22 protein-coding genes and 1 pseudogene are annotated in these 20,658 nt (G+C 71.6%); 13 read left to right on the forward strand and 10 right to left on the reverse strand.

Features of this window, described 5'->3' with window-relative positions; all coding sequences use genetic code 11:
• Window positions 1–3: 3 nt before the first annotated feature.
• Window positions 4–384, reverse strand: coding sequence for a hypothetical protein (locus ACGFWJ_RS20320; protein ID WP_392951370.1), 381 nt, complete (start codon window positions 382–384; stop codon window positions 4–6).
• Between the two features lie 226 nt (window positions 385–610).
• Between ACGFWJ_RS20320 and ACGFWJ_RS20325 the strand changes: the two genes are divergently transcribed.
• The 7 genes from ACGFWJ_RS20325 to ACGFWJ_RS20355 all read left to right on the forward strand — a co-directional run bounded on the left by ACGFWJ_RS20325 (window position 611) and on the right by ACGFWJ_RS20355 (window position 7,464).
• Complete coding sequence (locus ACGFWJ_RS20325; protein WP_392951373.1) at window positions 611–1,453, forward strand: nitrilase-related carbon-nitrogen hydrolase; 843 nt, start codon at window positions 611–613, stop codon at window positions 1,451–1,453.
• 5 nt (window positions 1,454–1,458) lie between these two features.
• On the forward strand, window positions 1,459–2,847 hold the full coding sequence (gene hydA, locus ACGFWJ_RS20330; protein WP_387866420.1) for a dihydropyrimidinase: 1,389 nt from the start codon (window positions 1,459–1,461) through the stop codon (window positions 2,845–2,847).
• Window positions 2,848–2,864: 17 nt separating this feature from the next.
• Window positions 2,865–3,866, forward strand: a complete 1,002-nt coding sequence (locus ACGFWJ_RS20335; protein ID WP_392951377.1) for a TIGR03842 family LLM class F420-dependent oxidoreductase — start codon at window positions 2,865–2,867, stop codon at window positions 3,864–3,866.
• Entirely contained in the window at window positions 3,863–5,329 is a 1,467-nt protein-coding gene (locus ACGFWJ_RS20340; RefSeq protein ID WP_392951380.1) for a multicopper oxidase family protein, read from the forward strand. The genes ACGFWJ_RS20335 and ACGFWJ_RS20340 overlap by 4 nt, the downstream gene beginning before the upstream one ends.
• 68 nt (window positions 5,330–5,397) lie before the next feature.
• A complete protein-coding gene (locus tag ACGFWJ_RS20345) occupies window positions 5,398–5,877 on the forward strand; it encodes a macro domain-containing protein (protein WP_387866412.1) in 480 nt (159 codons plus the stop codon).
• A 102-nt stretch (window positions 5,878–5,979) separates the two neighbouring features.
• Entirely contained in the window at window positions 5,980–6,837 is an 858-nt protein-coding gene (locus ACGFWJ_RS20350; RefSeq protein ID WP_387641082.1) for a nitroreductase/quinone reductase family protein, read from the forward strand.
• Window positions 6,838–7,020: 183 nt separating this feature from the next.
• The gene (locus ACGFWJ_RS20355) at window positions 7,021–7,464 is read left to right on the forward strand and encodes a MarR family winged helix-turn-helix transcriptional regulator (protein ID WP_392951572.1); all 444 of its coding nucleotides are present in this window, start codon (window positions 7,021–7,023) and stop codon (window positions 7,462–7,464) included.
• Here ACGFWJ_RS20355 and ACGFWJ_RS20360 read toward each other — a convergent pair.
• The 6 genes from ACGFWJ_RS20360 to ACGFWJ_RS20385 form a co-directional block, all read right to left on the reverse strand.
• The gene (locus tag ACGFWJ_RS20360) at window positions 7,410–8,564 is read right to left on the reverse strand and encodes a hypothetical protein (RefSeq protein ID WP_392951383.1); all 1,155 of its coding nucleotides are present in this window, start codon (window positions 8,562–8,564) and stop codon (window positions 7,410–7,412) included. The two genes, ACGFWJ_RS20355 and ACGFWJ_RS20360, sit on opposite strands and share 55 nt — an antisense overlap.
• A 52-nt stretch (window positions 8,565–8,616) precedes the next feature.
• Complete coding sequence (locus ACGFWJ_RS20365; RefSeq protein ID WP_392951386.1) at window positions 8,617–9,054, reverse strand: hypothetical protein; 438 nt, start codon at window positions 9,052–9,054, stop codon at window positions 8,617–8,619.
• A gap of 61 nt (window positions 9,055–9,115) precedes the next feature.
• Window positions 9,116–10,864 (reverse strand): hypothetical protein, encoded by a 1,749-nt coding sequence (locus tag ACGFWJ_RS20370; RefSeq protein ID WP_392951388.1) that lies wholly within the window; start codon window positions 10,862–10,864, stop codon window positions 9,116–9,118.
• A 188-nt stretch (window positions 10,865–11,052) separates the two neighbouring features.
• Window positions 11,053–11,892 (reverse strand): SDR family NAD(P)-dependent oxidoreductase, encoded by an 840-nt coding sequence (locus tag ACGFWJ_RS20375; RefSeq protein WP_392951391.1) that lies wholly within the window; start codon window positions 11,890–11,892, stop codon window positions 11,053–11,055.
• A 79-nt stretch (window positions 11,893–11,971) separates the two neighbouring features.
• The gene (locus ACGFWJ_RS20380; RefSeq protein ID WP_392951394.1) at window positions 11,972–13,435 is read right to left on the reverse strand and encodes an MFS transporter; all 1,464 of its coding nucleotides are present in this window, start codon (window positions 13,433–13,435) and stop codon (window positions 11,972–11,974) included.
• An 84-nt stretch (window positions 13,436–13,519) separates the two neighbouring features.
• Entirely contained in the window at window positions 13,520–13,966 is a 447-nt protein-coding gene (locus ACGFWJ_RS20385) for an RrF2 family transcriptional regulator (protein ID WP_387641097.1), read from the reverse strand.
• A 158-nt stretch (window positions 13,967–14,124) separates the two neighbouring features.
• Here ACGFWJ_RS20385 and ACGFWJ_RS20390 point away from each other — a divergent pair, with 158 nt between their 5' ends.
• Window positions 14,125–14,274: a hypothetical protein gene (locus ACGFWJ_RS20390; RefSeq protein ID WP_392951397.1), complete on the forward strand. Its 150-nt coding sequence runs from the start codon at window positions 14,125–14,127 to the stop codon at window positions 14,272–14,274.
• 17 nt (window positions 14,275–14,291) lie between these two features.
• On the opposite strand, the gene ACGFWJ_RS20395 is transcribed toward ACGFWJ_RS20390, so the two are convergent.
• The gene (locus tag ACGFWJ_RS20395; protein ID WP_392951400.1) at window positions 14,292–14,942 is read right to left on the reverse strand and encodes a hypothetical protein; all 651 of its coding nucleotides are present in this window, start codon (window positions 14,940–14,942) and stop codon (window positions 14,292–14,294) included.
• Entirely contained in the window at window positions 14,942–15,109 is a 168-nt protein-coding gene (locus tag ACGFWJ_RS20400) for a hypothetical protein (protein WP_387866394.1), read from the reverse strand. The genes ACGFWJ_RS20395 and ACGFWJ_RS20400 overlap by 1 nt, the downstream gene beginning before the upstream one ends.
• A 362-nt stretch (window positions 15,110–15,471) precedes the next feature.
• Between ACGFWJ_RS20400 and ACGFWJ_RS20405 the strand changes: the two genes are divergently transcribed.
• The 3 genes from ACGFWJ_RS20405 to ACGFWJ_RS20415 all read left to right on the forward strand — a co-directional run bounded on the left by ACGFWJ_RS20405 (window position 15,472) and on the right by ACGFWJ_RS20415 (window position 17,786).
• On the forward strand, window positions 15,472–16,233 hold the full coding sequence (locus ACGFWJ_RS20405) for a GNAT family N-acetyltransferase (RefSeq protein ID WP_392951403.1): 762 nt from the start codon (window positions 15,472–15,474) through the stop codon (window positions 16,231–16,233).
• A 52-nt stretch (window positions 16,234–16,285) separates the two neighbouring features.
• Window positions 16,286–16,510, forward strand: a complete 225-nt coding sequence (infA, locus tag ACGFWJ_RS20410; protein ID WP_043911924.1) for a translation initiation factor IF-1 — start codon at window positions 16,286–16,288, stop codon at window positions 16,508–16,510.
• Window positions 16,511–16,610: 100 nt separating this feature from the next.
• The gene (locus ACGFWJ_RS20415; protein ID WP_392951407.1) at window positions 16,611–17,786 is read left to right on the forward strand and encodes an 8-amino-7-oxononanoate synthase; all 1,176 of its coding nucleotides are present in this window, start codon (window positions 16,611–16,613) and stop codon (window positions 17,784–17,786) included.
• Between the two features lie 6 nt (window positions 17,787–17,792).
• Here ACGFWJ_RS20415 and ACGFWJ_RS20420 read toward each other — a convergent pair whose 3' ends face one another.
• Window positions 17,793–17,966, reverse strand: coding sequence for a hypothetical protein (locus tag ACGFWJ_RS20420; protein ID WP_392951410.1), 174 nt, complete (start codon window positions 17,964–17,966; stop codon window positions 17,793–17,795).
• A gap of 50 nt (window positions 17,967–18,016) precedes the next feature.
• Here ACGFWJ_RS20420 and ACGFWJ_RS20425 point away from each other — a divergent pair.
• Window positions 18,017–18,166 (forward strand): annotated as a pseudogene (locus ACGFWJ_RS20425) (UTRA domain-containing protein); the annotation flags it as partial.
• A 97-nt stretch (window positions 18,167–18,263) separates the two neighbouring features.
• Window positions 18,264–20,621, forward strand: coding sequence for a glycoside hydrolase family 9 protein (locus tag ACGFWJ_RS20430; RefSeq protein ID WP_392951413.1), 2,358 nt, complete (start codon window positions 18,264–18,266; stop codon window positions 20,619–20,621).
• The last annotated feature ends 37 nt before the right edge of the window (window positions 20,622–20,658 follow it).

Below are 20,658 nucleotides of genomic sequence, written 5' to 3' on the forward strand. Positions count from 1 at the left end.
GGTTCACGCGGGGGACATCACCTCGAACAGGTTGCCCGCGGCGTCCGTGAAGTAGAGGCCCCGGGCGCACAGCGGGTGGTCGATGCGGCCGTTGCCGGGCGCCGACGGGTCGCTGCCGTACGGGGTGCCGGCGGCGCGCAGGCGGGCGAGGACGCCGTCGAAGGTGGCCGGGTCCACGTCGAACGCGAGGTGGTGTCCGGCGGGGTCGGCGACGACGTCCGGCACTCGCGGGACGTGCTGGGCGAGGTCCTGCTCTTCCTGCCGGGTCGCTCCCGCGCTGAACTCGGCCGACTGGTACGCCCGTTGGATGCGGAGTTCCGCCGTCGGACGCTCCCTGATCCGTTCGCGGGGGAGCGGTTGGGGGCGGGTCTGGGCTGGTGGCATTCGCGGCTGGGGGAGAGCGCGTGGGACGGGTGAAGCGGTGCCGGGGCGGCGAGTTGGCGGTGGACGGCGGGATGATTTCGGCACCGCAAAACGGACTATCCGTAAATCGTCCCTATGTTGACTTTCCGTCGTCTTCCGCGTGGCACACCGGCATTTCCCGTGCACCTCCTAGTCTCGACGATCTACGGTGCCTCTTCCGCCGGGCCTTCGAGCGAGGAGTACGACTATGAGTCGTGTCGTCAGGGCTGCCCTGTTCCAGACCGCGTGGACGGGCGACAAGGAATCGATGATCGCGGCGCACGAGGCCGCCGCCCGGGAGGCCGCCGCGCAGGGGGCGGGGATCATCGGGTTCCAGGAGGTGTTCAACGCGCCGTACTTCTGCCAGGTGCAGGAACCCGAGCACTACGGGTGGGCCGAGGCCGTCCCGGACGGGCCGACCGTGCAGCGGATGTGCGCGCTCGCGCGGGAGCTGGGGATGGTGATGGTGGTCCCCGTCTACGAGATCGAGCAGGCCGGGTTCTACTACAACACCGCCGCCGTGATCGACGCCGACGGCAGCTATCTCGGCAAGTACCGCAAGCACCACATTCCGCAGGTGCACGGATTCTGGGAGAAGTACTACTTCAAGCCCGGAAATCTCGGCTGGCCGGTGTTCGACACGGCGGTCGGAAAGGTCGGCGTGAACATCTGTTACGACCGGCACTTCCCGGAGGGCTGGCGGGCACTCGGGCTCGCGGGCGCGGAGATCGTCTACAACCCGTCGGCGACCAGCCGCGGCCTGTCCGCCTACCTGTGGCAGCTGGAACAGCCCGCCGCCGCCGTCGCGAACGAGTACTTCGTGGCGGCGATCAACCGGGTCGGCGTCGAGGAGTACGGCGACAACGACTTCTACGGCAGCAGCTACTTCGTCGACCCGCGCGGCCAGTTCGTCGGCGAGGTCGCCTCCGACAAGCGCGAGGAACTCGTCGTCCGGGACCTCGACCTCGACCAGATCGACCAGGTGCGCCAACAGTGGGCGTTCTACCGGGACCGCCGGCCGGACGCCTACGGCCCGCTGACCGGGGCGTGAGCGCCGTGACCCGGACCCTGATCACCGGCGGACTGGTCGTCACGGCCGCCGAGGAGATGCCCGCCGACGTGCTGATCGAGAACGGCACCGTCGTCGCACTGGGCCTGCCCGGCCGCCACCAGTGGGCCGCGGACCGGGTGTTCGACGCCGGCGGCAAGTACGTGATCCCGGGCGGCGTGGACGTCCACACGCACATGGAGCTGCCGTTCGGCGGGACGAACGCCTCCGACACCTTCGAGACCGGCACCCGGGCAGCCGCCTGGGGCGGCACCACCACCATCGTCGACTTCGCCGTGCAGTCCAAGGGCGCCTCGCTGCGCGCCGGACTCGACGCCTGGCACGCCAAGGCCGACGGGCGCTGCGCCATCGACTACGGCCTGCACATGATCATGTCGGACGTCAACGAGTCGACGCTGCGCGAGATGCCCGGACTGATCGGCGAGGGCGTCACCTCGTTCAAGCTGTTCATGGCCTACCCGGGCGTCTTCTACTCCGACGACGGCCAGATCCTGCGCGCCATGCAGCAGGCGTCCGAGACCGGCGCGCTGATCATGATGCACGCCGAGAACGGCCCCGCCATCGACGTGCTGGTCGAGCAGGCGCTCGCCCGCGGCGAGAGGGACCCCCGCTACCACGGCGAGGTCCGCAAGGCGCTGCTGGAGGCCGAGGCCACCCACCGCGCCATCCAACTCGCCCGCGTCGCCGGCTCGCCGCTGTACGTGGTGCACGTCTCCGCCCGCGAGGCGCTCGCCGAACTCGCCGCCGCCCGCGACCTCGGCCTGCCGGTGTTCGGCGAGACCTGCCCGCAGTACCTGTTCCTGTCCACCGACAACCTCGCCGAACCGGACTTCGAGGGCGCCAAGTACGTGTGCTCCACGCCGCTGCGGCCCAAGGACCACCAGGCGGCGCTCTGGCGCGGGCTGCGCACCGACGACCTCCAGGTGGTCTCCACCGACCACTGCCCGTTCTGCTTCAAGGGGCAGAAGGAACTCGGCCGCGGCGACTTCTCGAAGATCCCCAACGGCCTGCCCGGCGTGGAGAACCGGATGGACCTGCTGCACCAGGCCGTGGTGGACGGCCACCTGACGCGCCGCCGGTGGATCGACATCGCCTGCGCCGCGCCCGCCCGGATGTTCGGCCTGTACCCGCGCAAGGGCACCATCGCCCCCGGCGCCGACGCCGACGTGGTGATCTACGACCCGCATGCCACTCACACCCTGTCCGCCGCCACCCACCACATGAACGTCGACTACTCGGCGTACGAGGGCCGCACCGTCACCGGCCGGGTGGAGACCGTGCTGTCCCGCGGCGAGGTCGTCCTCGACCGCGGCCACTACCTCGGCCGCCCCGGACACGGCGCCTTCCTGCCCCGTTCCACCTGCCAGTACCTCTGAGAGCGGAGACTCCCGCAGTGGATTTCGGACTCGTCCTGCAGACCGACCCGCCGGCCTCCAAGGTCGTCGAACTGATGCGCCGCGCCGAACAGCGCGGCTTCCGCTACGGCTGGACGTTCGACTCCGCCGTGCTGTGGCAGGAGCCGTTCGTGATCCACAGCCGGATCCTCGAACACACCGAACGGCTGCACGTCGGCCCGATGGTCACCAACCCCGGCACCCGCAGCTGGGAGGTCACCGCCTCCACCTTCGCCACCCTCAACGACATGTACGGCAACCGCACCGTCTGCGGCATCGGCCGCGGCGACTCCGCGATGCGGGTGGCCGGCCGCCGCCCCAACACGCTGGCCCGGCTCGGCCAGGCCATCGACGCCATCCGCGACCTCGCCGAGGGCCGCGAGGCGGTCGTCGACGGCACCCCGATCCGGATCCCCTGGATCAAGGACGGCCGCCTGCCCGTGTGGATGGCCGCCTACGGACCCAAAGCGCTCGCCCTGACCGGACAGAAGGCGGACGGCTTCATCCTCCAACTCGCCGACCCCTACCTCACCGAATGGATGGTCAAAGCCGTCCGCCACGCCGCCGAACAGGCCGGCCGCGACCCCGCCTCGATCACCGTCTGCGTTGCCGCGCCCGCCTACGTCGGCGACGACCTCGACCACGCCCGCGAACAGTGCCGCTGGTTCGGCGGCATGGTCGGCAACCACGTCGCCGACCTGGTCGCCCGCTACGGCGAACACTCCGACCTCGTCCCCGAGGAACTCACCGCCTACATCAAGGACCGGCACGGCTACGACTACAGCCACCACGGCCGCGCCGGAAACCCCTCCACCGACTTCGTCCCCGACGGCATCGTCGACCGGTTCTGCCTGCTCGGCCCAGTCGAGGCGCACATCGAGAAACTGCGCGTCCTGCGCGAGGCGGGCGCCGACCAGTTCGCGATCTACGCGATGCACGACGCCCGCGAAGCCACCATCGACGCCTACGGCGAGCACGTCATCCCGGCGCTGACCCGTTGAACCGACGCACCTTCCTCGCCCTCGCCGCACTCTCCGGCGCCACCGGCACGGCCGGCCTGGCCGCCGGCTGCGGACCGGACGCCGAGCACCACCTCGCGCCCCCGCCGCTCGACCTGTCCACCCCGCTGCGGATCCCGCCGCTGCTGCACCCCCCGGCGGATCTCGACGGCGTCCGCCGCTTCGAACTGATCATGGCTGCCGGGCAGTTCGAACTGCTGCCCGGCAAACCCACCACCACCTGGGGCTTCAACGGCGCCTACCTCGGCCCCACCCTGCGGGCCGGCCGCGGCGACCGGATCGCGATGACCGTCCGCAACGCTCTCCCCGAAGCCAGCACCGTCCACTGGCACGGCATGCGGCTGCCCGCCCGGATGGATGGCGGACCGCACCAACTGATCGCCGCCGGCCACCGCTGGACCCCCACCTGGACCATCGACCAGCCCGCCGCCACCACCTGGTACCACCCCCACCCGCACGGAGCCACCGCCAAGCACGTCTACCGCGGCCTGGCCGGAATGTTCCTGATCGACGACGACCACGACGCCGAACTGCCCACCGCCTACGGCACCGACGACATCCCGCTGATCCTCCAGGACAAGAACCTCGACGACCACGGCGGCATCGACGGCGACCCGCTCAAAGGCCCGTTCGGCATCCTGGGCGACCGCATCCTGGTCAACGGCACCTACAACCCGCGCTTCGACGTCACCACCGCCCGCGTCCGGCTGCGGCTGCTCAACGCCTCCAACGCCCGCATGTACCAACTGGCGTTCGCCGACCGCCGCCGGTTCCACCAGATCGCCACCGACGGCGGCCTGCTGCCCGCACCCCTCGAGACCGGCACGCTCGCCCTCACCCCCGGCGAACGCGCCGAGATCGTGGTCCGGTTCAGCCCCGGCGACAACGTCGTGCTGCGCACCCTCGACACCGGCCTCGACATCGCCATGGGCGACCTCGACCTGATCCGCTTCGTCGCCGCCGAGCAACTGCGCCCCGCACCCGACCTCCCCGCCACCCTCCCCGCGCCCGCCCCCATCGTCCCGCCCGCCGGCACGAGAGTCCGTCACTTCACCCTCAGCGGACGCGACAGCATCAACGGCCGCCCCATGGACATGCAACGGATCGACGAGGTCGTCCCCTCCGGAGCCGTCGAGATCTGGGAGGTCGAGAACAGCACCGGCACCTCCCACAACTTCCACATCCACGAAGTCGCCTTCCAGGTCCTGAACGCCCAAGGCACCCCCACCGGCGGCCACAAGGACACCGTCTTCACCCCCGCCCACACCACCGTCCGCCTGGCCGTCCAGTTCGGCCCGTTCAGCGACCCCGTCGAGCCGTACATGTACCACTGCCACGTCCTGCGCCACGAGGACGCCGGAATAATGGGCCAGTTCGTCACCGTCGCCCCCGGCACCGAGAGCACCGTGCCGCGCAGCTACACGGGCGTCGAGCACGCGCACTGACGGAGGCGGGCCCCGCGCACGCGCACTGACCTGCGGGCGGTGTCGGTGCGGGCTGGGATGCTGCCCGGATGGAACAGACGATCAGTTATCTGCGCGGCGACGCCACCGCGCCGCAGGGCAAGGGCGTGCGGATCATCGCGCACGTCTGCAACGACCTCGGTGGGTGGGGCAAGGGATTCGTGCTCGCGCTGTCGCGGCGGTGGCCCGAACCGGAGGCCGCGTACCGGCGGTGGCACCGGGAGCGAGCGGGGAACGACTTCGGGCTCGGTGCGGTGCAGTTGGTGCAGGTCGAGTCGTACCTGTGGGTGGCGAACATGGTCGGCCAGCGCGGCATCAGGACCGGCCGCTCCACCGGCGTCCCCGTCCGCTACGAGGCCATCGACACCGCCCTCGACACGCTCGGCGCCCATGCCCGCCGCCTCGGCGCCTCCGTCCACATGCCGCGGATCGGGTGCGGGCTGGCGGGCGGGCGCTGGGAGCGCGTCGAGCCGCTGGTGACCGCGCGGCTCACCGCGCGCGGGACGGCCGTGACGGTCTACGACTTCTGACGTGACCTCAAGTGCGGGGCCGGTGTGGGGTGTTGACCGGGTGGCGGCGGTCTGCCTAGGTTATCTTTGCTTGCAAACATAATCCGGGAGTGGGGGACAGCCATGGACGAGAGCTTCAACCAGCGGGTCATCAGGAAATTCCGGGCGCAGGGCGGACACGTCGAGGACTTCCCCGCGATCCTGCTCCTCACCACCGCCGGACGACGCACCGGCCAGCCCCGCACCACACCGCTCGTCTACCACCAGGACGGCGGCCGCTACCTGGTGTTCGGCTCCAACGGGGGCGACGCCGCGCACCCCCAGTGGTACCGCAACCTGATCGCCGCGGGCGGCGGCATCGTCGAACTCCCCGACGGCGAGGGCGGGGTGACCACCCTCTCGGTCCGCCCCGTCGAACTCGGCCCCGCCGAACGCGACCACCAGTACGCCGAACAGGCCCGCCGCGTACCGTCGTTCGCCACCTTCGAGGAGCGCACCGACCGCACCATCCCGGTCCTCGCGCTGCACCCGCTCGACCTCTCCGCCGACCCCGCACTCGCCGGCCGGGTGATCGAGCAACTCCGGCTCCACCACGAGGACCTGCGCCGCCAGCTCGCCGAGCTGCGCACCCGCCTGGACGGCGCCGGCCCCGTGCCCGGACCCGACCTCGCCGCCCAACTGCGCGAGCACTGCCTGAAGTTCTGCTACGGCCTCGGCATGCACCACACCCGCGAGGAGGGCGCCTTCACCGCCTTCGAGCAGCAGTACCCCCAGCTGATCCCGGCCCTCGCCCGGCTGCGCGTCGAACACCGCACCGTCGCCGAAGCGCTCACCCGCTTCGAGGAGCGGCTGGCGGCCCCCGGCGTCGAGGTCGCCGAGCTGCGCGCCGAACTCGACCGGCTCACCGACGGCCTGGAAGCCCACTTCGCGTACGAGGAGACCCACCTGCGGCCGCCGTCCGCCCCGCACCCGCCGCGCTGACCGGCCCGTCCGGTACGGTGAGGGCCGGCGGCCAGGAATCGGACAGCGCTTGGAGGTTGGATGGCCCGCGCGGAGTCCGAGCAGGAGCGGGACGGCGGCCTCACCGCGCCGGATGACGGCCTGGCCGCGCCGGATGACGGTCTGGCCGACGCCGGCCTGACCGCGCCGGATGCCGTGCGGGCCATGCTGCTGCTGATGCCCCGGGTGGCGGCGCGGGTCAAGCGGATCGCCGTTCCCGACGCGCTGGCCGGCTTCCAGCTCGCGCCCCGGCACCTGTCGCTGCTCTCGTACCTGGTGTACGACGGCCCGATGCCGGTCGGGACGCTGGCCGCGCGGCTCGAAGTCGCGCCCACCACGGTGAGTTTGATGGTCGGCGACCTCACCCGTCAGGGCGTCCTGGAGCGCTGCCCCGACCCCTCGGACCGCCGCCGCACCATCGTCTCGCTCAGCTGCGACCCCGCGACGCGCACCGCGATCGAGCGCTGGCTCGCCAACGGCGCCGCCGCCTGGCAGGCCGCGTTCGCCCCGCTCACGCCCGCCGAACGCGCGCTGTTCGTCCGCACCATGACCGCCTACGAGCAGGGCGCGGCGGGCTCGGACGGCTCGGCGGGCTCGGACGGCGAGTAGGGCGGTGGCGGCCAGGGGCCGGCCAGTAGGCGGCGGGCCTCGGTGACGGCCGCGCGGGCCAGGTCGGTGCGGCTGAGGGTGTCCGGGGAGAGGCGTTCCGGGCCGAGGTCGATCAGTGGGCGGAGCGATTCCGGGTAGGCGAGTGGTGCCCAGCCGCCGTGGGTGATCACGCTGATGCCGGTCGAGGCGCGCAGGCCGCCGTCCACGATCAGGCGCAGCCACCAGCGGACCAGTTCCCAGCGGGCGCGCTCGTACGGCAGGTCGGTGTCGTCGGCGGGGAGGGAGTCGGAGAACCGCAGTTCGGCCAGCACCTGTTCGAAGAGAGGTACCGCCTGGTCGTGTTCCCTCTCCGGGAGCCGGGCGAGGCGCGGCGGTGAGGGCGCGTCGACGCCGAGTGCGTCCGCCACCAGGCCCGCTGTGATCAGCTGATCGTCGTACACCTGGCGGCCCACCAGCCGTTCCAGCGCCAGCATCCGCAGGTACTCCACCGCCTCGGCCGCGGTGGTGGCCGTCGGATCGTGCGGGGTGGTGACGGTGCTCTCCGGATCGCCCACCACGAAGTACGACCAGAACGGGACGGTGAAGACGGGGCGCGTCTTGCGGTTGCCGGGCATGTTCGTGAACTCGACGCGCAGCCAGTCGGCCAGGTCGTGGCCGTACTCGATGATGTCGGTCTGGTACACCGACAGCACCGGGTGCCCCGGCCCGAACGGCGCCGGAGGCAGGTAGCGGTGGCCATGCAGCGGCACCAGTTGCGGCACGGACGCCAGCGCGGCCCGGGCGACCCGCTCCCGCTCCGACGCGTCCTCCGGCCGCGGACCCCAGCGCGGATACCAGAACCCGTTGCTACGGACGTCGAACAGCGTGCCCTCGACCGGCCAGGCGAGTTGCTCGCGCAGTTCCTCCGGATCGCCGTGCCGCCAGTCCGGCCAGTGCGGTCCGGTCGGCAGGCCCGCCGCCAGGAACACCCGGTGGTCGGGCGCGAACCGGAACCCGAACCGGGCCTCCACGGCGTCCAGTTCGCGGTCCGTCAGCCCCGGCTCGACGTTCCGCAGCGGGCGTTGCCAGATCCTGGCCGTCTCGATGCTCGGCACCGTCATCGTGCGCCCTCTCTCCTCGATCGCGCTCACCGTATCCGCCCGACCGGCGGTTTTACGGCCGGTGGGTCTGGTCGTAGGTGGCGGTGAAGTCCCTGACCAGTACGGAGAGGCGCTCCCAGCGGATGGCCGCCGGGCCGCTCGTGGAGTCTGAGGGCGATGAGGCGATCGGCCGACTGCCGGTCACGGGGCGGGAGATGGCGGGGGCGAGCGGTGAGGAGTTCGTGGGCGGGTCGGGTGCTGACGGACCGGGCGATGTCGGCGGCCGGGATTCGGCCGCGTCGTCGGAGTCGGTGGCCGCTGAGGAGCCGAGGGCGAGCCGGACCGCGCCCATGCAGATGATCAGCCGGACGTCCTCGACGGTGGCGTCGGTGTCGAACTGCCAGAGCTCGCACCGACGCCCGAACCTGGCGAGGGTGGCAGGGACCCTCAGCGCCGTGGGCACGATGCGCTCGGCGACGGCGCCGCCGGACTCCCGGAGTAGCGGGTTCACTGCACTCGCCTCTCCACCGACCGCGGGCCGGGACGATGACCGGCCCGCGGCGGGAGTTCCGTCAGTCCTTCACCCGGCCCTGCAGGGCCTTCGACAACTCGGCGATACAGGCGGCGAGTTGGGTGTTGGTCAGCTGGCTCGGGTCGCCGGCGCAGTTGGCGTTGGGTTGGCCCGAGGGTTGGGGCTGGGGTTGAGGCTGGGGTTGGGGTTGGCCGCCCGGGGCCGGGATCTGGCCGGTGAGGGAGACCAGGTTGGGGGTGACGGTGGCGTCGCCGGAGAGGTCGATGTAGTCCTGGGTCTGGCCGCTGAAGTCCACGAAGCCGCGCCACATGTCCCGGCCGAACGGGATGATCTCCTGGAGTGCGCCGCCCTGGCCGGCGCTGATGGTGATCGAGGTCTGCTGCGCCATGTAGGAGACCATCCGGCTGGCCAGCACGTCCAGGTTCACGGCGGGGGCGTCGTCGCTGCGGACGTACACGTGCAGGTCGTTGAGGCCGCCGCCGGCCCGGTCCGCCTGGAGGACGGCGAACGCCACCACCAGCTGGGAGGAGCTCTCGCGGGGGACCAGTGGCGTCACGTAGTACAGGTGGCCGTCCGCCTTCGAACGGAGCAGGAACTCACCGGGGTTGGTGGCGTTGGTGCCCGCCGAGGTGTGCGCGAAACCGAAGCCCTGGTCGTCCTTCGCGCCGCGGCCGCCCAGCCACTGCACCTCGTGGATCTGCGAGCGCACCACCGACGCCGGGTACACCGCCCCCGGCAGCTCGCCCGGTTCGACCTGCGCCCGGTACGTCACGTCGGGCTTCCCGTTCGACGACCCGCGCAGCACCAGCACCCCGGCCGGGGCCAGGACGGTGCGCTGCTTCCAACCGGTCTCCCGGGCCACCGAGATGACCACCACCGGCTGGGCGGTACGCGGGTCGGGGCCGTCGCAGTAGCCCCAGATGTCCTGGTCGCTGTAGACCAGGCCCGGGAACCTCTCGGCGAGCAGGTTGCGCAGGCTGACCGCGCCCGTCCCGCCGAATGCCCGGTTGAACGCGTGGTCGCCGCGGAACGCGCAGCTGACCACCGAGTTGGACTTGCCGTCCCAGACCGCGACGCCCTCCATCGGCTGTTCGCCCGAACCGTCCAGCACCGCCGTCCACGCGCCGCCACTGGCTGCGCCGGGCAGGTAGTGCAGGCTGTGGTTCATCAGGTGGACGCCCGAGGAGAGACCGGCGCTGTCCGTGAGCGCCTTGGTCGCCGCCGCGTACGAGGCGGTGCGCGCCTCGAAGTCGAAGGCCGGCATCGACGCGGTCTTCACACAGGCCGGCACGTCCGCCGTACCCACCAGATCGCACCGGCTGCCGTCACCGGGCCGGGAGTGCTCCGTCACCGGCAGCACCGAACGGGGCGGCGTGGAGCCGCCGGCCGGCACGTCGAGAATCGTCGCCGCCGCGTAGAACCGGCCCGCGTCCTTGTCGTTGTCCCACACGCCCGTGCCGGCCCGCACCAGCGAACCGACCAGCGCCAGCAGCACCACCGAGACGGAGAGCACCGACCGCCAACCGCCGAAGGGCACCCCGGACTCGTCCACGATGTAGACCACCGCCCAGACCGTGCCGCACAACCCCACCGCGATCCAGAACCAGAACAGCGGCGCGGCATCGACCAGCCCGCCGTGCGGGAAGAACTGCCGCTTCAGCCACAGCGCATAGCTCTGGTCCTGCTGCCCGAACCCGCCGAACACCGCATGCTTCACCACCCACACCAGCCCGGCGGTCACTGGCATCCACAGCCACCACACCGCTGCCGACCTGATCTGACGCTGCATCTCCGGCCCCCTCCCGTTCGCCCCGGACCTTCCCCGCTTCGCGGACCCGCCAAGCCTGCCACGCGCCCCCGACAGCACCTGCGGCCGGCCGGTGGCGGATGTTGTGGAGGATTTCGGGAGTTCGTTCCAGCCGTCGCGGGGGCGGGCGGCGATTCAGCGCGGAGCGGGCACCGGCTGCGGGCCGTTCGTCATGAGGCGCCCGCCTTCTCGCGCAGGAGTTCCCTGGTGATGCTGTCGAGCCGCGCCGCGGCGCCCTTGTCGAACGCAGGGCGCAGCAGGCTGAGGGGCGTGCCCTCCGCGAAGGCGCTCAGCGGCTCCCGAGGCGGGGAGTCGACGATCTCGAGGATCGGCGGGACGGTGAACTCGACCGGCTGCGCGGCCCGCTTCATCCGGTCGATGTGCGCCGCGGTGACGGCGTCGAACTCGCCCGCGAAACCGGTGCGCGTCCCACCGGGGAACAGCAGCACGTACCGGGCGCGACGCGCGCTCCCGTCCTCGGCGAACGAGACACCGAGGAGGTCGTTGAGCCGGCCGCCCTGGAACATGGCCGACCAGCCGTCGTAGCCCCGTTCGAGCCCGAGGTCGTTCCAGTGGATGCCCGGCGCCCCCACGCCGGGACCGGCGATGTTCATCACGACCGGCGTCTCGGCCTTGTTCATCAGGTCGGCGAGGCCGTACCCGAGCAGGTACCGGCTGAGGTAGTAGAGCGCGAAGTTGTGCTCGATGCCCTCGGAGGTGACCAGCCGACGGCTGCGGAAGTACCGCGCGCACAGCACGAGTACGTCCACCGCCTCGAACCGGTCCTCGATCTCCGCGATCACGCGCCGGTTCGCGCTGACGAGGCTGAGGTCGGCCTCGATGAAGAAGGCGCGGTCGGCCGCGCCCGACTTCTGCGCCGCGTCGAGGTACTTCTTCCCCTTCACCGGGTCCGGAGCGATGACGACCACCTGGTCGCCCCGGCCGAGACAGGTGTTGGCGAGCGCCTGCCCGATACCGGAAGTGCCCCCCGTGACAACAACGGTCTTCACGTGATCCTCCTCGGAACACTGGGTCGTGAGATTCTGCGCAGCAGAAGAGATCCCGCCCTGGACGGGACGAGTCGCGTTCCTACTGGACGTTGTTCAGTTCCTGCGCCGACGAGGCCGCCGGAGCCGCCTCGCCCTCCACCGCCGGTGCGGGACGCATCCGGGACGCGAGGACGAGCGTGAGGACGACGACCACGGCCATGGCCAGGAAGGCGTCGGAGTAGGCCGAGCCGTGGTGGCCGGAGAAGAGGGGGTTGATGGCGTCGCTGCCGCTCTGCTGCCTCGCGGACACCAGCACACCGAACACGGCCGGGCCGGTACCGGCCCCGAGGAACTGGGCCCCCTGGAGGATCCCGAGGCCGGCACCGACCTGCTCGGGGGGCAGTTCGCTCGCCGCGGCGCCGATGATGCTGGTCATCACGAACATGAAGCCGATGCTCAGCCCGAGGATCCCGGCACCGGCGAAGACCACCGAGGAGCCGCCGGCGAAGGACGAGAGGAACAGCGAGAACAGGCCGATGAGGCCGAGCCCGAGGAGCACCAGGACCCGCGCATCGACGCGGCCGGCGAGGCGTCCGATCCACGGCGAGAGGAGCGCGGTCACGACGCCGGCCGGGATCATGACCAACGCGCCCTTGCCCGGGGTGAGTTCGTTGACCTCCACGAGCAGCAGCGGGACGAACACCAGACCGCCGAGGTTGACGGCCATCGCCAGGAACGCGACGAGGATGCCGGTCCGGTAGACGCGGTCGGTGAACAGCGACGGCGGAACGAACGGCTGATCGACCCGGACGGTGCGCACCCCGAAGACCACGAGCGCCGCGACGGCGACCAGCAGGCTGCCCCAGGACAGCGGGTCGGTGAAGCCGGAGACCTGCGCCCGGGTCATGCCGAACAGGACGAGACCGGCCCCGAGGCCGAGCAGGGCGCCGTCCGGGAGGTCGAGTCGGCCCGAGCCCTGCGGAGCCTCGTCCGGGAGTACCCGCAGGGCCGGGACCAGCAGCAGCGAGACCACGAGCGTGATCCAGAACAGTGCGGGCCAGCCGAGCGCCTCCCCGATGCCGCCGCCCAGCGCCGGCCCGGCGGCGGTGCCGACGCCCGCACCGGCCGAGACGACGCCGATCCCGGCACCGCGCCGCTCCGGCGGCAGCAGCGTCGTGACGGCGATGACCGACAGCACGGGGATCGCGGCCGCGCCGACGCCCGTCACGATCCGCCCGGCCACGAGCACGGCCAGGTTCGGGGAGAGCGCGCAGATCAGGCTCCCGAGGGCGTAGCTGAGGAGTGCGAACGCGAAGAGCCGGCGCAGGCTCACCCGGTCCGAGATGCGGCCGTACAGGGGGATCCCGACGGAGAACATCAGCAGGAAGCCGGTGACGACCCAGGCGAGTTCCGCCTCGGAGGCGCCGAACTCGGCCCCGATCGTCGGAAGCATCAGGTTGACCATGTCGCTGGCCGTGACCGTGACGAGGATCGCCGGCATCAGGACGGCGAGTAAGCCCATCCCCGAGCCGGTCCGGCCGGTCGTTGTCGACGTGGAAGTCATTCGAGGCCCTTCGGGCGACTTACCGCCACCATGATAGTTACAGTTTGGGCAAAAAAGCGGCGGAGGCACTGCCTCCGCCATCGATCAGCTGGTGACGCGTTGCGCGAGCTCGCGCTCACTGGCCAGCACTTGCCGGACGAGGTGGGCGATCGTCGTCCGCCCGAGCCGTTCCTTCATGGCCCGCTCCGCGTCCTGGAACTCCGCCTCGAGCAGCTTCTGCATGTTCCGCCCCACCTCGCACTCGGCGCTCGGCGGGTGCGGGTGCCGCGACAGGATCGGCCCCGCCTCCACCGCCGTGTAGGCGTCGTAGAGCGTGATCTCGCGGGCGGGCCGGGCGAGCGACCAGCCGCCGTTGCGCCCCTCGGTGGACGAGACCAGGCCGGCGTCCCGCAGGCTGCCGAGGATCCGCCGCACCAGAACCGGATTGCTGGCCAGGCTCTCCGCGATCTCCGCGGATGTCAGCGAGTGGTCCCAGCGCCCCAGCATGGTGAGTGCGTGGATCGCCACCGCGCTCCTGCTGCTGATGCTCACCGTGATGATCCCCTCGCGACGGTCGCCTCACCGATCCAACTGCAACCACGCTAGTGGCGGTTCGATCCGGACGTCAATCCGCTGCGCGGCCGTCACCGCCCGGCGGACCATGCTTCGCTGCGCGGCCGGCTGCGGCCGAGGACCGGACCGACGCCGCTGTGGACGCCCAGCAGGACGGGCTGTGGGTACTGACCGGGACGGAGCGGCGCGTCCTCGCCGAGCGGACGCTCCTGGGGCTGCCGACCCGTCACCCGCTTCCCACCGTCCGAACCGCCCGCAAGATCCTGTCGGTACTCGCGGGCGGCTGATTCCGCATCTCACTTCCCTACCCCCGGACCAGTGCGGACAGGGAATCCGCGTCGGCCGGGGAGTCGGCGACCACGGCGAGCAGCGAACCGTCCGCGAAGACCAGGTCCACCCGCTCGGGCTGGCGGGAGCGGCGGACGCCGGTGCGGTGCAGCTCCGCGCGGCCGAAGGCACCCATCAGCTCACCGTTGTCGTGGTCCACCAGCAGCACCCGCCGCTCGGTGACCGCCAGCAGCGCCCGGTTGTGCCGAAAGGCACGGTGGCGCAGCGGCCCGGTGCGGACCGCGATCACGAACCGACCGGCCAGCGAACCCCATCCGCCCACGAGCGGCCTGCCGTGAAGCGCCCGGCGGAGCCCCTTGAAGCTCTTCTCGAACAGCGCCTCGCCGAGCTCCTCGACCCAACCCGCCACGTTGAGCAGCTGGAACGGCAGCAGGAGGACGGTCAGACAGCCCCGCCCCTTGCCGGGCCGGGCCGGCTCGCGGCCGGGCACCGGCGGCTTCTCGACCCGGTACCGCCGGGGAAGCTCCCGCCGGACGTACGGGTCGAGCCCGAGGTCGCAGACCCCGAACAGCCGCTCTCCCGGCTCCAGGTGCGCCTCCGGCAGCCGCATCCAGCCCACCAGGTGTTCGCGGTACGCCTGCTCCGCCTTGGGACCCCGCCGTGCCATCAGCCGAACGCCTCCTCGATCCGGGTCTTCGGCACCCGGTAGGCGGGCGCCGGCTTTTCGCCGTCGAACTGGTGGGTCACCGCGTCAATGTTGGTGTCGCTGTTGATCGCGTCCCCGATCGGCGCGGCCCCTGGTCCCGCTCCGCGCCGGTGGCGGCGGTACGTCACTGCGCACCCTATCGATCACCGTGCGGACGTTCGAAGGCGACCGATCGCTCAGCCGGGCCGGTTCAGCATCGCCGGCTGGCCCCTCACCGGCAACAACGACCGGGACCAAGTCCGGAGCCACCAAGGTCCGGTGAGGCAGCGGCAACCTCACGTGAGACAGGACAGCGCGGGGGAAATTAAATCGCTTGGCGGGGGCGAAGGGCGGTTGCTAACGTACGGATCACCGTGACAGGACGCGAGGAGGTGAACACCCATGAGAGCTGGACCAAGGTGGGTGCTCCCCCTTTTCCTCACGGTGTGCGGCTGATTGAGCTGCTGTCGGGAGCGCCTTGGTATGCAGGCACTTTCGAAGGGCGACAGCCATGAACACTGTGATGATTTCCCGGGTCGACGAGGCCCAGTGGCAGGCGGTGGCGGACGAGCGGATCGTCGGCCACGGTGATGTCTCCGAGCGGCCCGACGGCCGACTCTTCGTCAGTATCGACGTGTGGCAGGACGAGGCGTTCGACCCGCTCGCCGAGGCGATGCTGGGCGAGCTGTCGGGCGCTGTGCTGCACACGCTGGTCGGCGGCGAGGACGCCGAACTGGCGTCCCGTTGGGAGCGGGCCGGGTTCGCCGTCGGGCGGCGTGAGTGGGAGTACCTGTTGCCCACCCGCACGGACGGTGGCGGTCAGGTCCCGGAGGGCGTGACGATTCTTCCTGCCGGTACGGCCGACGAAGGGCTGCTGCGTGAGCTCGACCGTGAGGTGCGGGCACAGGTCGAGGCTGAAGTCGGCTGGCACACGATGCCCGTCGAGCTCAGGTCCGGCCCGGCGGGGGACACGTTGGTGGATCCTTCGCTGTACGCCGTCGCCCTGGTGAGCGGGCAGTACGCGGGGCTGATCCGGGTGGTGTCGCGGGGCAGGCGGGCCCGGATCGGGCTGCTCGCCGTGCGTGCCGAGTACCGGCGGCGCGGGGCGGGGCGGGCCCTGCTCGGGCACGCGCTGGCCGCGCTCGACGAGGCCGGCATCGAATCCGCGTGGACGGAGATCGACCAGGCCAACACCGCCGCCACCACCCTGTTCGAGCACTTCGGTGCCCGGCGCACGGGCCACCTCGCCGAACTGGTGCGCCGCCCGCACTGACACCGGCACCACCCACCACATTTCGCTTCACCGACTCGAGAAACGAGCTGTCTTGCCGCGTATCGCCAAAGGCCTGGAAATCGAGGGCACCGTACTGGAGTGCCTGCGCAACGCCACCTTCAAGGTGGAACTCCAGAACGGCCACCAGGTGCTCGCCCACATCAGCGGAAAGATCCGCAAGAACTACATCAAGATCCTCCCGTTCGACCGCGTGCTGGTCGAGGTCAGCCCGTACGACCTGACCCGAGGGCGGATCCTGTTCCGCTACCGCAACTGACTCGCCGTCGGGCAGTGGCCGCCACCCCGGCGTGTGCGAAGGCGCACATCGGGGTGGCGGCCGTTGCCCCCGGGCGGGGGAGGGTGACAGAGTGCCGGGCATGGAAGAGTCGCAGGTCAGGACGGGGACGCGGGGCGTGCGCCCGGAGACGGTGTTCGACTGGGTGGACGCGGCGGCCGCCGAACGGGAGGCCGCCGGGCTGACCAGGCGGCTGCGCAGCCGTCCCGCCGAGGACGAGGTGCTCGACCTCGCGTCCAACGACTACCTCGGGCTGACCAGGCACCCGGCGGTCACGGGCGCGGCCGTCGAGGCCGCGTTGCGCTGGGGCGGCGGGTCGACCGGATCCCGCCTGGTCACCGGCACCACCGCGGCGCACACCGAACTCGAGCGGGAACTCGCCGAGTTCTGCGGCTACGAGGCGGCCCTGGTGTTCTCCTCCGGCTACACCGCCAACCTGGCCGTGCTCACCGCACTCGCCGGCCCGGACACCCTGATCGTCTCCGACGCCCACAACCACGCCTCGCTGATCGACGGCTGCCGCCTCGCCAAGGGCCAGGTCGCCCGGGCCCGGCACTGCGACCCGCAGTCCGTCCGCGAAGCGCTCGCCGTCCGCACCCAGCGGCGCGCCCTGGTGGTCACCGACTCGGTGTTCTCGGTCGACGGCAACGCCGCCCCGCTCGACCAACACCTGGAAGCCGCCCGCGAGTTCGGCGCCGCACTCGTCCTCGACGACGCCCACGGCCTCGGCGTGCTCGGCCCCGGCGGCGCGGGCGCGGGAGCGGCCTTCGGCATCGCCGGCCAGCCCGATGTGGTCGCCACCGCGACGCTCTCCAAGTCGCTCGCCTCCCAGGGCGGCGTGGTGCTCGGCCCCGAACGGGTGATCCGGCACCTGATCTCCGCCGCCCGCACCTTCATCTTCGACACCGGCCTCAACCCGGCCGCGGTCGGCGCCGCCCTCGGCGCGCTGCGCCTGTTGCGCGCCGAACCTGGCCGGGCCGACGACGCCCTCCGGGTGGCCCGCGAACTCTCCACCCGCCTGGCCGAGTTCGGCCTCGACGCCACCGCACCCGACGGCGCGGTGGTGTCGGTGCGGGCCGACGACCCGGAGCACGCCGTGCGCTGGGCCGCAGCCTGCCGCGACGAAGGACTCGCGGTCGGCTGCTTCCGCCCCCCGTCCGTCCCCGACGGCGTGCCCCGGCTGCGCCTGACCGCCCGCGCCGACCTGACCGACGATCAGATCGCGTTCGCGGTCGGCGTGGTGGTCAAGACGCGATAGGCCCGGTCAGTTGAAGACGACCTGGTCGACCATCCAGAACGCCGAGTTGGAGCCGGTGCAGCGGAACTGGAAGCGCGCCGTGGACGCGCCCGCCGGAACGGTGACGGCCAGGTGCTCGACGGTGTTCAGGTCGGCCCGGTAGGACCTGACCAGCTGCGGGGCGCCGTTGTCGAACACCACGTTCGGCCGATCAAGTCGCGCTCGGGGTGGTCGAGACCGCAGAGGAGCGCCGTCTCGGCACCCCGCCGGCTCTCCCGATGCTGCTGCTCCACCGCCGCAGCCGCGACGACGCCGGCCGGCCGCTGGAGCTGGTTCGTGCGCTGTGTCGCGGCGATCGGTTCAGTTTCACGTTCGACCTGACCGCTCCGACGACGGATTGACGGGGCGTCGGCTCGGCGTCGAGTCTTGACCGCGTCCGGCCAGCGCTCTAGCTTCCTGGGACGGTAAGGAATACTTCCTAACTGTTGGGAGCTGCTGATGGTCACGCCCAGGAGACCAGCCCGACGCGCCGCCCTCGGCGGCCTTCTCGCCGCCGCGCTCACTGCCACCCCGCTCGCCCTCGCCGCCGGCCCCGCGCAGGCCGCCACCACCGGATTGGTGCGGATCGACCAGGCGGGGTTCCTGCCCGGCGAGGCGAAGCAGGCGTATCTGATGACCAGCGCCGCGGTCTCGTCCGCGAGTTACAGCGTGGTCGATGCGTCCGGCGCCACCGTCAGGACCGGCACTGTCGGCACGACCAGTCTCGGTTCGTGGAACACCGCGTATCCGGCCGTCTACCCGATCACCCTCACCGGCCTCACCGCGCCCGGTACTTACCGCGTGGTGGTCGCCGGCGGTGTCAGCGCCACCTCGCCGAACTTCAAGGTCGCCGACCCGGCCGCGCTGTACGGCAAGTTCGTCGCGGACGGTGTCACCTTCTTCCAGACCCAGCGCGACGGCGCCGACACCGTCGCTGGCCCGCTCGGCCGGAAGCCGGCTCACCTGAACGACGCGAGCGCGAACGTCTACGCCGTCCCGTCGTTCCAGAGCGGTGGTTCCGACGTCATCACCAACAGCGACCTGTCGAAGATCGCGGGGCCGGTGAACGTCAGCGGTGGGTGGTTCGACGCCGGTGACTATCTGAAGTTCACCCACACCACGGCCTACGCGGACGCCGTCCTGCTCGCCGCCCAGCGCGCACTCGGCAGCGGCGCGCCTGCCTCACTCGGTGCGGAGGCGCAGTTCGGTGCGGCGTGGCTGAACCGGATGTGGGACCAGTCGAGCAAGACGCTGTACCTGCAGGTCGGTATCGGGTCCGGCAATGCGAGCGGCAGCTTCGTCGGCGACCACGACCTGTGGCGGCTGCCCGAGAGGGACGACTCCGACAGTGCGTCCGCCGACCGTTACGCCGCCGCGCACCGGCCGGTGTTCCGGGCCAACACGCCCGGCGGGCAGGTCAGTCCGAACCTGGCCGGGCGGGTCTCCGCCGCGTTCGCGCTGGCCGCCCAGGTGAACGCGGCCACCAACCCGACCCAGGCGCAGGCGTACTACCAGGCCGCGACCTCGCTGTACGCGCTGGCGAACACCTCCGCCCCGCCGAACCCGCTCACCACCGCCGCGCCGAACGACTACTACCCGGAGTCCACCTGGCGCGACGACATGGAGTTCGGTGGCGCCGAACTCGCCCTCGCCGCCCAGCAGTTGGGTCAGAGCGACACGCCTTATCTGACCGCCGCCGCCAACTGGGCCAAGGGCTACCTGGCCAATGACAAGGGTGACACCTTCAACCTGTACGACACCAGCGCGCTCGCCCACGCCGACCTGATCCGGGCCATCGCAGGCGCGGGCAACCCCGGCGGGCTGGCCGTAAGTTCCGCCGATCTGGTCGCCGACCTGAAGCGGCAGACCAAGACCGGCGCCGACCGCGCCGCCGCCGACATCTTCCACGCGGGCGGGGTCTACACCGACTTCGACGCCGACTCGCACAGCTTCGGCCTGCTCGCCACCGAGGCGCTCTACAAGCAGGCCAGCGGCGACACCTCCTTCGACAACTACGCCACTCAGCAACGCAATTGGCTGTTCGGCGCGAACCCGTGGGGCGCCAGCTTCATGGTCGGCGAAGGCACCACCTTCCCGCACTGCATCCAGCACCAGGTCGCCAACCTCAACGGCTCCACCGACGGGACGGGCGCCATCCCGATCGGCGCGGTGGTCAACGGGCCCAACGCGTCCAGCATCTTCAGCGGCGGACTCGGCAGCTACCAGGACGGCATGAAGGCCTGCCCGCCCGGCGGCGCCGACTCGTTCAACGCGTTCACCGGCCACAGCAGCCGGTACGTGGACGACGTGCGCTCCTGGCAGACCTCCGAGCCCGCCATCGACATGACCGGTTCCGCGATCATCGGCGCCGCCCTCCAGCAGGCCGTGAACGCGCCCACCACCCCTGGCAGCTCCGGCAGTTACGAGGCCGAGGCCACCGCCAACACCCGCACCGGACGGGCCGCCGTGATCGCCTGCGCGGACTGCTCCGGCGCGAACCGGGTCGGCTACCTGGGCACCGTCACCGCCGGGACGGGCGCGCTGACCGTCAACGGCATCACCGTCGCCACCGCCGGGACGTACCGGGTGCAGATCGCCTACACCAACGGGTCGGCCGGCGCCCGGACCGCCGAACTCTCCGTCAACGGCGGCCCGGTGCAGAGCGTGAGCTTCGCACCGACCGGGGCCTTCACCGCGCCCGGCACCGTCACGGTGGCGCTCGCGCTGGCGGCGGGCAGCAACAGCGTCACCTTCGCCAACCCGTCCGGCGCCGCGCCCGACCTGGACCGGCTGGTGGTGCCAGGCACCCCGGGGTGACGTCCCGGGGTGCCGGCGGAGCGGTGGGGCTGTCAGG

Origin of the sequence: Kitasatospora sp. NPDC048407, from assembly GCF_043200475.1 — a bacterium.
Classification (GTDB): domain Bacteria; phylum Actinomycetota; class Actinomycetes; order Streptomycetales; family Streptomycetaceae; genus Kitasatospora.

Bases quoted from the DNA above. Each gene is read 5' to 3' on its own strand.
- ACGFWJ_RS20320 (WP_392951370.1), bottom strand. From the start codon at position 384: ATGCCACCAGCCCAGACCCGCCCCCAACCGCTCCCCCGCGAACGGATC.
- ACGFWJ_RS20360 (WP_392951383.1), bottom strand. From the start codon at position 8,564: ATGACGGTGCCGAGCATCGAGACGGCCAGGATCTGGCAACGCCCGCTG.
- ACGFWJ_RS20415 (WP_392951407.1), top strand. From the start codon at position 16,611: ATGGAAGAGTCGCAGGTCAGGACGGGGACGCGGGGCGTGCGCCCGGAG.
- ACGFWJ_RS20370 (WP_392951388.1), bottom strand. From the start codon at position 10,864: ATGCAGCGTCAGATCAGGTCGGCAGCGGTGTGGTGGCTGTGGATGCCA.
- ACGFWJ_RS20325 (WP_392951373.1), top strand. From the start codon at position 611: ATGAGTCGTGTCGTCAGGGCTGCCCTGTTCCAGACCGCGTGGACGGGC.
- ACGFWJ_RS20355 (WP_392951572.1), top strand. From the start codon at position 7,021: ATGCTGCTGCTGATGCCCCGGGTGGCGGCGCGGGTCAAGCGGATCGCC.
- ACGFWJ_RS20430 (WP_392951413.1), top strand. From the start codon at position 18,264: ATGGTCACGCCCAGGAGACCAGCCCGACGCGCCGCCCTCGGCGGCCTT.
- ACGFWJ_RS20350 (WP_387641082.1), top strand. From the start codon at position 5,980: ATGGACGAGAGCTTCAACCAGCGGGTCATCAGGAAATTCCGGGCGCAG.
- ACGFWJ_RS20345 (WP_387866412.1), top strand. From the start codon at position 5,398: ATGGAACAGACGATCAGTTATCTGCGCGGCGACGCCACCGCGCCGCAG.
- ACGFWJ_RS20395 (WP_392951400.1), bottom strand. From the start codon at position 14,942: ATGGCACGGCGGGGTCCCAAGGCGGAGCAGGCGTACCGCGAACACCTG.
- ACGFWJ_RS20380 (WP_392951394.1), bottom strand. From the start codon at position 13,435: ATGACTTCCACGTCGACAACGACCGGCCGGACCGGCTCGGGGATGGGC.
- ACGFWJ_RS20405 (WP_392951403.1), top strand. From the start codon at position 15,472: ATGAACACTGTGATGATTTCCCGGGTCGACGAGGCCCAGTGGCAGGCG.